Source organism: Kitasatospora sp. NPDC059599 (assembly GCF_042735125.1).
Taxonomy (GTDB): Bacteria; Actinomycetota; Actinomycetes; order Streptomycetales; family Streptomycetaceae; genus Kitasatospora.
In genome coordinates, this window is record NZ_JBHWCL010000129.1 from 15,612 (window position 1) to 28,987 (window position 13,376).

Consider the following 13,376-nt stretch of genomic DNA (forward strand, 5'->3'; position numbering starts at 1 on the left):
CATGGCCAACGAGACAGAGGTCGCGGCCGGCGTCACGGAGGAGTCCGTACGCCAGGCGCTGGCGACCGTCAACGACCCGGAGATCAACCGCCCGATCACCGAGATCGGCATGGTGAAATCGGTCGGGATCACCGAGGGCGGCGCCGTGCACGTCGCGGTCTACCTGACCGTCTCCGGCTGCCCGATGCGCGACACCATCGTCACCCGGGTCCGCGAGGCGGTCGGCAAGGTCCCCGGCGTGACCGGTGTCGAGGTCGAACTCGACGTGATGAGCGACGAGCAGCGCAAGGAACTCTCCCAGCTGCTGCGCGGCGGCGCCCCCGAGCGGGAGATCCCGTTCGCCAAGCCGGGCACGCTGACCCGCGTGTACGCCGTCGCCTCCGGCAAGGGCGGCGTCGGCAAGTCCTCGGTGACGGTCAACCTGGCGGCCGCGATGGCCGCCGACGGCCTGAAGGTCGCCGTCGTGGACGCCGACATCTACGGCCACAGCGTGCCGCGCATGCTGGGCGTCGAGGGCCGGCCGACCCAGGTCCAGGACATGATCATGCCGCCGCAGGCGAACGGCGTGAAGGTCATCTCGATCGGCATGTTCACCCCGGGCAACGCCCCGGTGGTCTGGCGCGGCCCGATGCTGCACCGCGCGCTGCAGCAGTTCCTCGCCGACGTGTACTGGGGCGACCTGGACGTGCTGCTGCTGGACCTGCCGCCCGGCACCGGCGACATCGCGATCTCGGTGGCCCAGCTGGTCCCCAACGCGGAGATCCTGATCGTCACCACCCCGCAGATGGCCGCCGCCGAGGTGGCCGAGCGGGCCGGCACCATCGCGGTGCAGACCCACCAGAAGATCGTCGGCGTGATCGAGAACATGTCCGGCATGCCGTGCCCGCACTGCGACGAGATGATCGACGTCTTCGGCACCGGCGGCGGCCAGACCGTCGCGGAGGCGCTCACCCGTACGGTCGGCGCGACCGTCCCGGTGCTCGGCTCGATCCCGATCGACGTGCGGCTGCGCGAGGGCGGCGACGACGGCCGCCCGGTCGTGCTCGCCGCGCCCGACTCCCCGGCCGGCGCCGCCCTGCGCGCGGTGGCCGGCAAGCTCGGCGGCCGCCAGCGCGGCCTGTCCGGGATGTCGCTCGGGCTGACGCCCAGGAACAAGTTCTGAGCCGTTGAACGCCCGCCGCCCCTTCGCCCCGCGAGCGGGCGGACGGGCGGCGTCGGGGGCCGGGTGGTGCCGTGTGCACCGCCCGGCCCCTTCGTCGTGCCGCGGCCCCTACGGGCGGGTGTAGGCCGCCAGGTCCGGGACCGTGGAGAAACCGACGCCGTAGGCGCTGACGCCGCGGCCGAAGGCGCCGAGCAGGACGCCGGGGGCCTCGCCGGCCAGCACCCAGCCGTACTCGGACTCGCGGTAGCGGAAGGGCTGCGGAAGGCCGTTGACCGGCAGGCTGAGGGTGGACCAGCCGGGGCCCGCCAGATCGTCGGCGAGGTCCCAGGCGAGGCTGCTCTGCTGGTCCAGCCAGTCCTGGCGCAGCGCGCGGTCCAACTGGCCGGGCCAGGTCGCGGCGAGCAGGCCGGAACCGGCCAGCCAGGCGGCCGAGGAGGCGGAGGTCGCCTCCAGCGTGCCGGTGTTGTCGGCGCTGCGGCGGCTGTCCCGGCGGGCGACGGTGACCACGGCCGCGAACTTCCGCACGTCACGCGGCTCGAACTGCTTGGCGGGCTCGTCACCGTGGCCGAGCGAGCCGTAGTCGACGCTGCCCGCGGCGCGGGTGCCGGCGCCGGCCTGCATCAGGTAACGGCGGCCGGTCCAGCCCTCGTCCAGCCCGTACCAGGGGAAGTCGGCGGACAGGTAGGGCACCAGCGGGTCCGCCGGGCCGGCCTGTCCGCCGACCACCGGGCCGCCGGCCGTGGCCGTCGCCCCTCCCGCCTGACTCGTCGCGTCCATCCCCGGGCCTCCTCAAACGCACGTTTGCCTGCCGTGGCGCGCTCCCATGGTGGCGCACCGCGGCGTTCCCGGGGGCCGTTCCTGGTCCGCGAACACGCGGAATGTGACGGACGGCTCAGCGGGAACAATCAGCACAATAGCGGCGCACGCACCACCGCCCCGCTCAGCAGGGCGGCCGGGCGGGGCGGTGGCGTGCTTCCGGGGCGTCGTGCCGGAGCGGGGATCAGGTGGCGTCGGGGTCGAACGGAGGCCGCTCGCCGGGCGCCAGCGGGGCACCTGCGGAGGCGGGCGCCGGAGCGGACTTCTCGAAGCTGACGCTGCCGCTGCGGCCGTTCACCGGCGCCGCGGGCTTGTCGTCCAGGACGGACCGGATGTCCAGCGAGTCCTTCATCCCCTTGAGGCCGAGCGGGTCCTCCTCGCCGCCCATGAGCTGCTTGCGGACGAAGGTCTTGGGGTTGAGGTCCTCGAACTCGAAGTCCTTGAACTCGGGGCCGAGCTCGGTGCGGATGTCCTCCTTCGCGTTGTCGGCGAAGGAACGGATCTTCCGGATGAAGCCCATGGTGTCCTGGATCAGCTTGGGCAGCTTGTCCGGACCGAAGATGATGATCGCCATGACGACCAGGGTCAGGATCTCCAGCCCGCCTACGTCGCTGAACACCTTTGCTCCCTAGCTCGTCGGACGACGGTCCCTACAGGGTAATGGCCACCGGCGAGTCCCCGGCCCACGCTGCGATGAAGCCGTGGTAAAGACCTGCCGGTGGCCGAGCGCGTCGGGACCGGGGTGCCAGGGCCCGTCCAGGGGGGCTCTAGCGGGTCTGCTGGCGCAGGGCGGCGACGCCGCCGGGGTAACGCTCCGGGGAGGACGGCGGGGACGCCTCACGGGTCGCGGCGACCGGGCGCCCCGGGAAGTCCACCGGGACCTGGGCGGTCATCGGGACGAGACCGCCACCGCCACCGCGACCGGTACCGGTGCCGCCGCCGGGCGGGCTGACGGTCGTGCCGTGGCGGTCCTCGCCCTGCGGGCTGAGCCCGCCGACACCGCCGAGCGTGACCGCGGCGACGGAGAAGGCGCCCGCGGCGGCGAACACCAGCCGGCGCCCGCGCGCGGAGGAGCGGACGGCGGCCGCGGACGGCTGCGGCCGGGCGGCGTGTTCGGGCGCGACTGCTTCGGGACGGGCGGAGCGCCGGCCCATCAGCGGCCGCAGCACCGCACCGCGCCCGAAGGCCCGCGGGTCGACCCCGGGCACCGGGGTGTCGGCACCGAGCGCGCCCGCGCCGAACGAGGCCCCCGCGCCGCGGCCGAAGGAGCCGCCGGTGAGCCGGCTGCCGCCGAGCGTGCCGGTGGCCGCGACCCCGCCGCCGGGTAGGTCGTCGTCGTCGTGGCGCCCGCGCCCGGGCGGCCAGTCGCCGTCCGACGGGCCGTCCTCGGGGAGGTTGCCGACGGCCATCAGCCGGGCCATCAGCGCGGAGGACGGGCCGGGCGTGCCGGTGCGGGTCAGCAGGTGCTTCACGGAGCGGCCCTCGTCGGCCTCGGCGAGGCACTGCGGACAGGTCGCCAGGTGCGCCTGGACGCGCTCGCGCGAGTCGTGGCCGAGTTCGCCGTCGAGGAAGGCGGAGAGGCGGTCGCCGAGGTGGTGCTCCTCGACCGCGGGTTCGGCGGGCCGTACGGGCAGCGCGTGCAGGGCCGTGTCGGCGGGCAGCGCCAGCGCGGGCAGCACGGGCTCACCGGGTTCGTCGGTGCCCCGACGGCCCGGCAGGCCCCAGCTCCGCCGGTTCAGGGCCCGGCCGGACGTGTCCGACCGGTCCGAGCCGGACCGGCTGGTTCCGCTCACGATCGCCTCCGTCCGCGCCCACCGGGCGCGACCGCGGCCTCCACCGCGCCGACGCCGACCGGCACCGGCTCCTCCGAGCCGCCGCGGCGCTCACGGCCGGGGGCCGAGCCGGGGGCGCGGTGCTTGAGCGCGGCACGCAGGTGCGAGCGGCCGCGGTGGATGCGGCTGCGGACGGTGCCGAGCTTGACGCCCAGCGTGGCGGCGATCTCCTCGTACGACAGGCCCTCGATGTCGCACAGCACCACGGCCGCGCGGAACTCCGGCGCGAGGGTGTCCAGGGCCTGCTGCACGTCGGCGTCGAAGTGGGTGTCGCTGAAGTGCTGGGCCGGGCTGGGCTCGCGGGAGGCGAGCCGCTCGGCCGCGTCCTCGCCGAGCGCGTCGAAGCGGATGCGCTGGCGGCGGCGGACCATGTCCAGGAAGAGGTTGGTGGTGATCCGGTGCAGCCAGCCCTCGAACGTGCCGGGGGTGTAGGTGGACAGCGAACGGAACACCCGGACGAAGACCTCCTGGGTGAGGTCCTCGGCGTCGTGCTGGTTGCCCGTCAGACGGTAGGCGAGCCGGTAGACGCGGGCGCTGTGCGCCTCGACGATCTCCTCCCAGGTGGGCGGAGTCCAGGTCTGCGCGTCGGGGCCCTCGGCGAACGTGGCGAGGGCGGGGGCCTCGGTGGTACCCGCGGCCGGCGTCGCGGCGGCGGGCTGGTCCAGGTCGGAGTGCGCAGACTGGTTCATCACGGGCTTCGGCGTACGGGCTGACGCGGTGCCGCGGGAGTGCCGCCGCACGGGGACGTCGCCCTCGGCCACACCTCCTCGGTCGGCTCTTCTGCCCAGCAGGGCCACCACCATATCCACCTCACCCGTCAAGCCCGGATAAAAGTGCCCGGGAGGTCTCCCGCACCCGGTCCGTCATGACAACGGCCCGCCGCCGTACGCGGTTCCCGGTCGGCCAGTAATCTGTGGCAGGAAATATCGACATCCCCCGGCACCGGGCCGCCACCCGGGGCTCCGAAAGAGGCAGCCATCAGCGAGTTCGGGCCCGCGCGCGCGGCCCTCGCCGACACCTACGTGGGCGAGGACGCGGTGCTGACCTACGCCCGGGCGCAGTCCGCGCGAACCGGCATACGCGCGATCGGGCCGAGCGGCGGGGCCTGCCTGCGGCTGCTGGCGGCCGCGCTGGACGCCAAGGCCGTGGCCGAGATCGGCACCGGCACCGGGGTCTCCGGGGTCTACCTGCTGCGCGGGATGCGGCCGGACGGCGTCCTCACCACGGTGGACTCGGAGCCGGTGCGCCAGCAGCTGGCCCGCGAGGCGTACCAGGCGGCCGGGTTCGCGGCCAACCGTTCCCGGTTCATACCGGGCCGGGCGCTGGAGGTGCTGCCCCGGCTCGCCGACGGCCAGTACGACCTGGTGTTCTGCGACGGCGACCCGGCCGAGTCCCGCGAGTACCTGCTGGAGTCGCTGCGGCTGCTGCGGCCGGGCGGGATGGTCTGCTTCGAGGGGGTCTTCCAGGAGGGCCGGCTGGCCGAACCGGAACTGCAGGACCCGCAGACCGGCGCGGTGCGGGACCTGGTCCGCGACGTCCGGGAGAGCGAGGCCCTGCTGCCGGCCCTGCTGCCGGTCTCCGACGGGCTGCTCTGCGCCGTCAAGCGCTAGTCGGACGCCGGAACCCGTCCCCGGACCTCCCGCGGGGCGGCCCCGGGGCACCGGCGGGCGGGGCCGGGAGGGCCCGCCGGAAAACGCGCGGACCCGGGCCGACGTGACGTCGTACCCGGGCCCGGCAGCGCATCTCCAGGAGATGGCGAGCACCCGCTGCGGTCAGCCGCAGGCCTTCTTCAGGGCCTCGCCGAGGGCGTCGGCCTCGTCAGGCGTGAGCTCCACCACGAGGCGTCCGCCGCCTTCGAGCGGAACGCGCATGATGATGCCCCGCCCCTCTTTGGTGACTTCGAGCGGGCCGTCACCCGTCCGCGGCTTCATGGCCGCCATGCTCGTTCCCCTTCCTGCAACCGCCAGCTACGCACCGGCAGTCCGTCCACCGCCGGTATCGAACGCATTGATCGGAAGCCATTATCCCGCATGCCACGGGCTGATGACCAACATCACTCTCGGTGCAACCTCGGCCGGACCGCCCCCAACCACCGCAATTCACGTCATAAGCCCTGGCGTGGCGACGGTGTGGACGGCACCGGAAGGTGCGATACCTCACACTCCCCAGGCCACCTCGTGCTCCGGCATCCTGGCACACGACACCGACACCACGACGATCACCCGGGGAGCCCTCGCCCATGTCCGATTCCGTGCTGTACGAGCTGGACGGCGGCCTGGCCGTCATCACCATCAACCGACCCGAGGCGATGAACGCCCTCGACGTCGCCACCAAGGTCGCGCTGCGCGACACCGTGGTCGCCGCGGCCGCGGACCCCGCGGTCCGGGCCGTGCTGCTGACCGGAGCGGGCGAACGCGCGTTCTGCGTCGGGCAGGACCTGAACGAGCACCTGGCGCAGCTGAAGCTGGCCGAGGAGACCGGGGAGGGCGCGCTGCGGACCGTCGCCGAGCACTACAACCCGCTGACCCGGGCGCTGGCCGGGATGCGCAAGCCGACCGTCGCCGCGGTCGGCGGGGTGGCGGCCGGAGCGGGCGCCTCGCTCGCCTTCGCCTGCGACTTCCGGATCGTGTCCGACCGGGCCGGCTTCAACACCGCCTTCGCCGGCATCGGCCTGACCGCCGACTCCGGCGCGTCCTGGACGCTGCCCCGGCTGGTCGGGCACGCCAAGGCGACCGAACTGCTGATGCTGCCCCGGACGGTCAAGGCCGCCGAGGCGATGGAGCTGGGCCTGGCGACCAAGGTGGTCCCCGCCGAGGAACTCGCCGCCACCGCGCGGGTCTTCGCCCGTGAGCTGGCCGAGGGCCCGACGGTCGCGTACGGCGCCATCAAGGCCTCGCTCGCCTACGGCGCCTCGCACTCGCTGGACGAACTCCTCGACAAGGAGGACGAGCTGCAGACGCTGGCCGGCGCGAGCGAGGACCACCGGATCGCGGTGCGCGCCTTCATCGCCAAGGAGAAGCCGAAGTACGTCGGCCGCTAGGGCTGACAGAGCCCAGGAGGCCTGCTCAGCCCTTCACCCCGGTGCGGACGTGGCAGTCCGCCAGGTGGTCGTCCACCAGGCCGCAGGCCTGCATCAGGGCGTAGGCGGTGGTCGGGCCGACGAAGCGGAAGCCCGCCTTCTTCAACGCCTTCGCCAGTGCCGTCGACTCGGGCGTGACGGCCGGCACCTCGCTCATCCGGCGGGGGGCCGGCCGGCCCGGCTCCGGGGCGAACCCCCAGATCAGCGCGTCGAGGCCGCCCTCCAGGTCGCGGGCGACCCGCGCGTTGGCGACCGCCGCCTCGATCTTGGCCCGGTTGCGGATGATGCCGGTGTCGGCGAGCAGCCGCTCCTTGTCGGCCTCGCCGAACTCGGCGACCTTGCCGATCTCGAAGCCCGCGAACGCGGCGCGGAAGCCCTCGCGGCGGCGCAGGATCGTCAGCCAGGACAGGCCGGACTGGAAGGCCTCCAGGCAGACCCGCTCGAACAGCGCGTCGTCGCCGTGGACCGGTCGGCCCCACTCGGTGTCGTGGTAGACCCGGTAGTCGTCGGTGGAGTCGCCCCAGGCGCAGCGGCGCAGCCCGTCCTGACCGAGCACCGCGCCGTCGGCCGGGGAGGTCACTGGTCCTTCACCGGCTTCGCGTCCTCGGGCGCCCGGGCCGGCGTCTCGGCCTGCCGCTCGGCCGACGGCTCGGCCGACGGCTCGGCCGACGGCTTGGTGAGGGCGACGGCCGGCTCGACGACGCGGGCGAACTGCTCCAGGCCGGGCAGCGGTTCGGCCGCCGGGTCGGGGGCGTTGGTCGCCTCGACCGTGCCGCGCAGGTGGGCGGCGGCCTCCAGCTCGGCGATCCGCGCGTCGCGGTAGGCGAGTTCGGCGCCGAGGCGGTCCAGGACGTCGTCCACCTCGTCCATCCGGTAGCCGCGCAGCGCCATCGGCAGGCGCAGTTCGTCCACGTCGGCTTTGCCCAGCGGCCGGTCCTGCGGGAGCCGTGCGGAGATGCGGTCCGGAACCGCCTCCGGCATCGAGCCGCCCCCGCCGAGCGCCACCAGGGCGGCGCCGCCGACCACCACGGCCATGGCGACCACGATCACCCAGAACACGAGCTGTCCTCCCGAACTCCCGGTCGGCCTTCGTCGAGGTTCCAGGGAACCAGACTGATCATGACAGCATGGTCCCTCAGTGAGGCCGGGGGCCATCATCGCACCCGCAGGAGCTCTGGAGGAGACATCGGTGGCACTGCGCCTGGGACCGCGGGAATTCGGTGACGACGAACTGGTGATCATGGCGATCGTCAACCGGACGCCGGACTCGTTCTTCGACAAGGGCGCCACCTTCGCCGACCCGGCCGCGTTCGCCGCCGCCGACCGCGCGGTGGCCGAGGGCGCCGCGATCCTGGACATCGGCGGGGTCAAGGCCGGACCGGGCGACGAGGTCACGGTCGAGGAGGAGCTGCGGCGCACCGTGCCCTTCGTGGCCGAGCTGCGCAAGCGCCACCCCGACGTGGTGATCAGCGTGGACACCTGGCGGCACGAGGTCGGCGAGGCGGTCTGCGAGGCCGGCGCGGACCTGCTGAACGACGCCTGGGGCGGGGTGGACCCGGAGCTCGCCGAGGTGGCCGCCCGCCACGACGTCGGGCTGGTCTGCACCCACGCGGGCGGCGCCGAGCCGCGCACCCGCCCGCACCGGGCCGGGTACGAGGACGTGATGGCGGACATCCTGCGGGTGACCGTGGGGCTGGCCGAGCGCGCGGTGGAACTGGGCGTGCGGCGGGACGCGGTGATCATCGACCCGGGGCACGACTTCGGCAAGAACACCCGGCACTCGCTGGAGGCCACCCGGCGGCTGCCGGAGATGACCGCGACCGGCTTCCCGGTGCTGGTCTCGCTCTCCAACAAGGACTTCGTCGGCGAGACCCTGGACAAGCCGGTGGACGAGCGGCTGCTCGGCACCCTGGCGACCACGGCGGTCTCGGCCTGGCTGGGCGCGCGGGTCTACCGGGTGCACCAGGTCGCGGAGACCCGCCAGGTGCTGGACATGGTCGCCTCGATCCGGGGCACCCGCCCCCCGGCGGTCGCCCGCCGGGGGCTGGCCTAGGCCCCGGCCCGTACCGGTGCCGGTGCCGGTGCCGGGCGGCCCGGGCTAGATCTCGTTCGCCGGCCGGCGGGCGTCGGCGAGGATCTTCATGACCTCGTCGACCTCGTCGGTGATGTGGAACAGCTCCAGGTCGTGCGGGGCCGCCTTGCCCTGCGCGACGAGGGTGTTCTTCAGCCACTCGAAGAGGCCGCCCCAGTACGCGGTGCCGTAGAGGATCACCGGGAAGCGGGTGACCTTCTTCGTCTGCACCAGGGTGAGCGCCTCGAACAGCTCGTCCAGGGTGCCGAGGCCGCCGGGCAGGACGACGAAGCCCTGCGCGTACTTCACGAACATCGTCTTGCGGACGAAGAAGTAACGGAAGTTCAGCCCGAGGTCGACGTACTCGTTGAGGCCCTGCTCGAAGGGGAGCTCGATGCCGAGGCCGACGCTGAGGCCGCCCGCTTCGGAGGCGCCGCGGTTGGCGGCTTCCATCGCACCGGGGCCGCCGCCGGTGATCACCGCGTAGCCGGCCTCGGCGAGGGCCCGGCCGATGGCCATGCCGGCCTCGTACTCGGGTGAGTCGGCCGGGGTCCGGGCGGAGCCGAAGACGCTGATCGCGGGCGGGAGTTCGGCGAGGGCGCCGAAGCCCTCGACGAACTCGGAGGTGATCCGCAGCACCCGCCACGGGTCGGTGTGCAGCCAGTCGGTGGGGCCGGTGGTGTCCAGCAGGCGCTGGTCCGTGGTGCTCGTGCCGACCTGGTCCCGGCGCACCAGCACCGGGCCCTTCTGCTTCTCGGGCCAGGCCTTCTTCTTCTTCGGCACGCCGACCTGCTCGGGTCCGTGCCCGTACTGCTTCTCGTCTCCTGTGCCTGTCATGACGAAACCCTACGCCCGCCTTCCCCCGTTTTCAGGCAACGGGGGAAGGTCGGTTGGGCAACCGGAAGATGGCGTTCGACCGTTGATCGGATCAGCTGTCCCGGGGCCGGGGACTCAGTCGGTCAGCCAGGCGCGCAGCCGCTCCTCGGTCTCGGCGATGGCGCTCAGCGAGCAGTGCTCCTCCCGCTTGTGCGCGAGGTTCGGGTCGCCGGGGCCGTAGTTGACCGCCGGGACGCCCAACGCGCTGAAGCGCGCGACGTCCGTCCAGCCGAACTTGGCCCGGGCCTGGCCGCCGGTGGCCGCCAGGAAGGCCTGCGCGGCCGGCTGGGAGAGCCCGGGGAGGGCGCCCGGGGCGAAGTCCGTGACGGTCAGCTCGAAGCCGTCGAAGACCTCCCGCACGTGCTTCTCCGCGTCCGCCTCGCTGCGGTCCGGCGCGTAGCGGAAGTTGACCGTGACGACGCACTCGTCCGGGATGACGTTGCCGGCCACGCCGCCGTCGATCCGGACCGCGTTCAGGCCTTCGCGGTACTCCAGTCCGTCGATCTCCACCCGGCGCGGCCGGTAGTCCGCGAGCCGGGTGAGCACCTCGGCGGCCCGGTGGATGGCGTTGTCGCCGAGCCAGCTGCGGGCCGCGTGGGCACGCACGCCGGTGAGCCGGACCTGCGCCCGCAGGGTGCCCTGGCAACCGCCCTCGACCATGGCGCCGCTGGGCTCCATCAGCACCGCGAAGTCGGCGGCCAGCCACTCCGGGCGGTCCTTGGCGAGGTGGCCGAGGCCGTTGCGGTGGGCCTCCACCTCCTCGCAGTCGTAGAACACGAAGGTGAGGTCGCGGTTGGGCTCGGGCAGGGTGGCCGCGAGCCGCAGCTGGACGGCCACGCCGGACTTCATGTCCGAGGTGCCGCAGCCGTACAGCAGGTCGCCCTCGACGTAGGAGGGCAGGTTGTCGGCGATCGGCACCGTGTCGAGGTGGCCGGCCAGCAGGACCCGCTCGGCGCGGCCCAGGTTCGTCCGGGCGACCACGTTGTTGCCGTACCGGTCCACGGTGAGGTGCGGGCAGCCGCGCAGCGCGGCCTCCACGGCGTCGGCGAGCGCCTGCTCGTCGCCGCTCACCGAGGGGAAGTCGACGAGCCGGGCGGTCAGCGCGCCGCCGTCGAGAGTGAGGTCCAGGGGCGTCGGGTCGAGGCTGCTCATGGCGCCAGCCTAGTCCGCGGGCCGGATGCCCTCCGTGGTCGCCCTGTGACACGGATCGGCTTCGGTTCGGCAACCGGGGGGCGCCGCACATCCGTCCGAGTGGGTACGGTGTCGGATCAAGGACCAGGTGCGAGAGGGGCGACGGTGGCCAGGAGAAGGAGCAGCGCGGAGCCGGGCGACGAGGCGGCGCCCGCCCGCCGCCGCGGGCCGTTGCGCGCGCTGCTGATGGTGATCGTCGGGTTGCTCGGCCTCGCGCTGGTCGCGGGCCTTGCCGTGGTGGGCATCTGGTGGTTCGGCTTCAAGCCGGGCGAGTCCGAGGGCTGCACGGTGAAGACCGCGGCCGGCAACGGCACCCTGGAGCTGCCGCAGGCCGCGAACGCCGCGACGATCGCCGCGGTGGCGCGTTCGCGCGGGCTGCCGGACCGGGCCACCGCGATCTCGCTGGCGACCGCCATGCAGGAGTCCAAGCTGCGCAACCTCGCGGGCGGCGACCGGGACTCGATCGGCCTGTTCCAGCAGCGGCCCTCGATGGGCTGGGGCACCCCGGACCAGATCGCGGACCCGGTGTACGCGACCAACAAGTTCCTGGACGGCCTGGTCAAGGTCCCGGGCTACACCCGGCTGCCGCTGACCGACGCCGCGCAGGCGGTGCAGAAGAGCGGCTACCCGCAGGCGTACGCCAAGCACGAGACCAAGGCGACCCTGCTCACCTCGGCGCTGGCCGGCCGGGAGCCCGCCTCGTTCTCCTGCATCGTGCACGACTACGCCAAGCCGGACCCGCAGGACTCCTCCTCCCCCACCGCGGGCGCCACCGCCACGGCCACCCCGGCCGCGGCGCCGGACCGCGCCCAGGTGCTGTCCGACCGGGTGCGCCGGGAGTTCGGCCGCACGGTCACCCCGGCCACCGGCTACGCCTCGACCATCAAGGGTGCCGAGAACGCGGTGTCGCTGACCCCGGACCCGGCCACCGCCGCGCTGACGTCCTCCGCGGACGGCACGGCCGACGGCGGGGTGAGCGCGGAGCGCGCCAGCGGCTGGGAGGTGGCCCACTGGGCGGTCGCCCAGGCCCAGCAGCTGGGCATCGCGACGGTCGCCTACGACGGGAAGATCTGGCGCAAGACCACGTCGGACGACGGCTGGCAGCCGCAGACCTCGGGCACCTCGACCAAGCTCGTCCAGGTCACCCTGGCACCGGCCGGCAAGGGCTGACGAACAGGCGTACGGGTTGCCGCCGGACGGGTGATTCCGGTCAACCCCGGTGGACCCGGGCCCCGTTCCGTCACCCCCGGGCGGAGAACCGTCACTTCCCTTGGCCCGGGCCGGTTCGGCGACGCCCGGCGGGGCCCGGCGGGCGCCGCCGCTGCGGTCCTACGATCCGATGGTCGGTCAGACACTTTCCTTGCACGGGCCGAAACCTTCTGGCTTCTCAAGCGGTAACAACGTCGTCCGCCCGGTCGTTCACGCCCGGTCCCACGGGCGGACGGGACGGAACCAGACCCCTTCGAGGAGCCCCATGTCTCACCCCCTCACGCGCCGGATCGCTCAGGCCGCGCTCGTCGTGGCCGCCGGAGCGACCCCGCTGGTCGCGGCCGGCTCCGCGTCCGCCCTGGGCGGGGACGCCCTGCTGCCCAAGAGCGACCTCGCGGCGCCGCTGGGCCAGCTGACCAACACCGACACCGGCTCCACCCTGCAGCACACCACCCACCAGCTGGGCCAGGCCGCCGGCACCACCGGCGCGGCCACCGTCGCCGCGGGCGTGCCGGCCTCCGCCGACGCCGCCGGCAACATCGTCGCCCACCAGCTCCCCGAGGCGAACGAGAAGGCCAGCTCGCTGACCGCACCGGTCGACCAGACCGCCGCCACCACCGGACAGCTCTCCGCCGTCACCCCGAAGGTCGCCTCGGCACTGGCCGGCAAGCTCGGCGAGGCCGTCACCGGCAAGGGCGCGGCCACCCGCAGCGCCGACGCCGGCGCCGGCCCGGTCGGCGGGCTCGCCCAGGCGGGCTCCCTCGCCCACGCCCTGCCGGGTGCCGGTCAGCTCTCCGGTGCCGTCCCCGGCACCAACACCGTGACCGACGCGCTGCCGCTGGGCTCAGTGGAGCGCGCGCTGCCGCTCGAATCGGTCCAGCACGCCGTGCCCGGCGGCCTGCCCGGCGCCGACGTGCTCGGCCTGGCCGAGCACGGTTCGGCCAACCGCCTCGGCGGCGCCGACCTCGGGCCGAACAACCCGCTGTCCGGCCTCACCGGCGCGCTCGGCCCGATCGGCGGCCTGCTGGGCGGCGTGAACGGCGGCAGCATCAGCGGCCTGCCGCTGTAGTCCGCTTGCGGTGATCCGCACGTCCACGTGCCGAAGGGCCGGTGCTCCTCCTGAAACCCACGGTTCCAGGA

At 73.9% G+C, this 13,376-nt stretch carries 15 protein-coding genes; 6 read left to right on the plus strand and 9 right to left on the minus strand.

Annotated elements, in window-relative coordinates:
• Nucleotide 1 precedes the first annotated feature (1 nt).
• Nucleotides 2-1,162: an Mrp/NBP35 family ATP-binding protein gene (locus ACFV04_RS33195; protein ID WP_380343708.1), complete on the plus strand. Its 1,161-nt coding sequence runs from the start codon at nt 2-4 to the stop codon at nt 1,160-1,162.
• 108 nt (nt 1,163-1,270) lie between these two features.
• On the opposite strand, the gene ACFV04_RS33200 is transcribed toward ACFV04_RS33195, so the two are convergent.
• The 4 genes from ACFV04_RS33200 to sigE form a co-directional block, all read right to left on the minus strand.
• A complete protein-coding gene (locus ACFV04_RS33200) occupies nt 1,271-1,939 on the minus strand; it encodes a hypothetical protein (RefSeq protein WP_380343711.1) in 669 nt (222 codons plus the stop codon).
• A 223-nt stretch (nt 1,940-2,162) separates the two neighbouring features.
• Nucleotides 2,163-2,597: a sec-independent translocase gene (locus ACFV04_RS33205; RefSeq protein WP_380343714.1), complete on the minus strand. Its 435-nt coding sequence runs from the start codon at nt 2,595-2,597 to the stop codon at nt 2,163-2,165.
• 148 nt (nt 2,598-2,745) lie between these two features.
• Nucleotides 2,746-3,771: a zf-HC2 domain-containing protein gene (locus ACFV04_RS33210; protein ID WP_380343717.1), complete on the minus strand. Its 1,026-nt coding sequence runs from the start codon at nt 3,769-3,771 to the stop codon at nt 2,746-2,748.
• Complete coding sequence (gene sigE, locus ACFV04_RS33215; protein WP_380343822.1) at nt 3,768-4,499, minus strand: RNA polymerase sigma factor SigE; 732 nt, start codon at nt 4,497-4,499, stop codon at nt 3,768-3,770. The genes ACFV04_RS33210 and sigE overlap by 4 nt, the downstream gene beginning before the upstream one ends.
• Nucleotides 4,500-4,787: 288 nt before the next feature.
• On the opposite strand from sigE, the gene ACFV04_RS33220 reads away from it, so the two are divergent.
• Entirely contained in the window at nt 4,788-5,420 is a 633-nt protein-coding gene (locus tag ACFV04_RS33220) for an O-methyltransferase (RefSeq protein ID WP_207809516.1), read from the plus strand.
• A 162-nt stretch (nt 5,421-5,582) separates the two neighbouring features.
• Here ACFV04_RS33220 and ACFV04_RS33225 read toward each other — a convergent pair whose 3' ends face one another.
• Entirely contained in the window at nt 5,583-5,750 is a 168-nt protein-coding gene (locus ACFV04_RS33225; RefSeq protein ID WP_014137929.1) for a DUF3117 domain-containing protein, read from the minus strand.
• 299 nt (nt 5,751-6,049) lie between these two features.
• Between ACFV04_RS33225 and ACFV04_RS33230 the strand changes: the two genes are divergently transcribed.
• The gene (locus ACFV04_RS33230) at nt 6,050-6,850 is read left to right on the plus strand and encodes an enoyl-CoA hydratase-related protein (protein ID WP_380343720.1); all 801 of its coding nucleotides are present in this window, start codon (nt 6,050-6,052) and stop codon (nt 6,848-6,850) included.
• Nucleotides 6,851-6,875: 25 nt separating this feature from the next.
• Here the strand turns inward: ACFV04_RS33230 and ACFV04_RS33235 are convergent, their stop codons facing one another.
• Complete coding sequence (locus tag ACFV04_RS33235) at nt 6,876-7,469, minus strand: DNA-3-methyladenine glycosylase I (protein WP_380534554.1); 594 nt, start codon at nt 7,467-7,469, stop codon at nt 6,876-6,878.
• Nucleotides 7,466-7,948, minus strand: coding sequence for a DivIVA domain-containing protein (locus ACFV04_RS33240; RefSeq protein WP_380343725.1), 483 nt, complete (start codon nt 7,946-7,948; stop codon nt 7,466-7,468). Before ACFV04_RS33240 ends, ACFV04_RS33235 begins: the two co-directional genes overlap by 4 nt.
• 181 nt (nt 7,949-8,129) lie before the next feature.
• On the opposite strand from ACFV04_RS33240, the gene folP reads away from it, so the two are divergent.
• Complete coding sequence (gene folP, locus ACFV04_RS33245; protein ID WP_380343825.1) at nt 8,130-8,942, plus strand: dihydropteroate synthase; 813 nt, start codon at nt 8,130-8,132, stop codon at nt 8,940-8,942.
• A gap of 45 nt (nt 8,943-8,987) precedes the next feature.
• Here folP and ACFV04_RS33250 read toward each other — a convergent pair whose 3' ends face one another.
• Entirely contained in the window at nt 8,988-9,797 is an 810-nt protein-coding gene (locus ACFV04_RS33250; RefSeq protein WP_380534556.1) for a TIGR00730 family Rossman fold protein, read from the minus strand.
• Nucleotides 9,798-9,911: 114 nt separating this feature from the next.
• Nucleotides 9,912-10,988 carry a succinyl-diaminopimelate desuccinylase gene (gene dapE, locus ACFV04_RS33255; protein WP_360259624.1) on the minus strand — a complete coding sequence of 359 codons (1,077 nt, stop codon included), beginning with the start codon at nt 10,986-10,988 and terminating at the stop codon, nt 9,912-9,914.
• Between the two features lie 144 nt (nt 10,989-11,132).
• On the opposite strand from dapE, the gene ACFV04_RS33260 reads away from it, so the two are divergent.
• Nucleotides 11,133-12,197: a hypothetical protein gene (locus ACFV04_RS33260; RefSeq protein ID WP_380343731.1), complete on the plus strand. Its 1,065-nt coding sequence runs from the start codon at nt 11,133-11,135 to the stop codon at nt 12,195-12,197.
• A gap of 304 nt (nt 12,198-12,501) precedes the next feature.
• Nucleotides 12,502-13,305: a hypothetical protein gene (locus tag ACFV04_RS33265; protein ID WP_380534559.1), complete on the plus strand. Its 804-nt coding sequence runs from the start codon at nt 12,502-12,504 to the stop codon at nt 13,303-13,305.
• Nucleotides 13,306-13,376 lie beyond the last annotated feature (71 nt).

Coding starts and splice junctions, on each gene's coding strand:
- ACFV04_RS33195 (WP_380343708.1), top strand. CDS start 2: ATGGCCAACGAGACAGAGGTCGCGGCCGGCGTCACGGAGGAGTCCGTA.
- ACFV04_RS33200 (WP_380343711.1), bottom strand. CDS start 1,939: ATGGACGCGACGAGTCAGGCGGGAGGGGCGACGGCCACGGCCGGCGGC.
- sigE (WP_380343822.1), bottom strand. CDS start 4,499: ATGAACCAGTCTGCGCACTCCGACCTGGACCAGCCCGCCGCCGCGACG.
- ACFV04_RS33225 (WP_014137929.1), bottom strand. CDS start 5,750: ATGGCGGCCATGAAGCCGCGGACGGGTGACGGCCCGCTCGAAGTCACC.
- ACFV04_RS33230 (WP_380343720.1), top strand. CDS start 6,050: ATGTCCGATTCCGTGCTGTACGAGCTGGACGGCGGCCTGGCCGTCATC.
- folP (WP_380343825.1), top strand. CDS start 8,130: ATGGCGATCGTCAACCGGACGCCGGACTCGTTCTTCGACAAGGGCGCC.
- ACFV04_RS33250 (WP_380534556.1), bottom strand. CDS start 9,797: ATGACAGGCACAGGAGACGAGAAGCAGTACGGGCACGGACCCGAGCAG.
- dapE (WP_360259624.1), bottom strand. CDS start 10,988: ATGAGCAGCCTCGACCCGACGCCCCTGGACCTCACTCTCGACGGCGGC.
- ACFV04_RS33265 (WP_380534559.1), top strand. CDS start 12,502: ATGTCTCACCCCCTCACGCGCCGGATCGCTCAGGCCGCGCTCGTCGTG.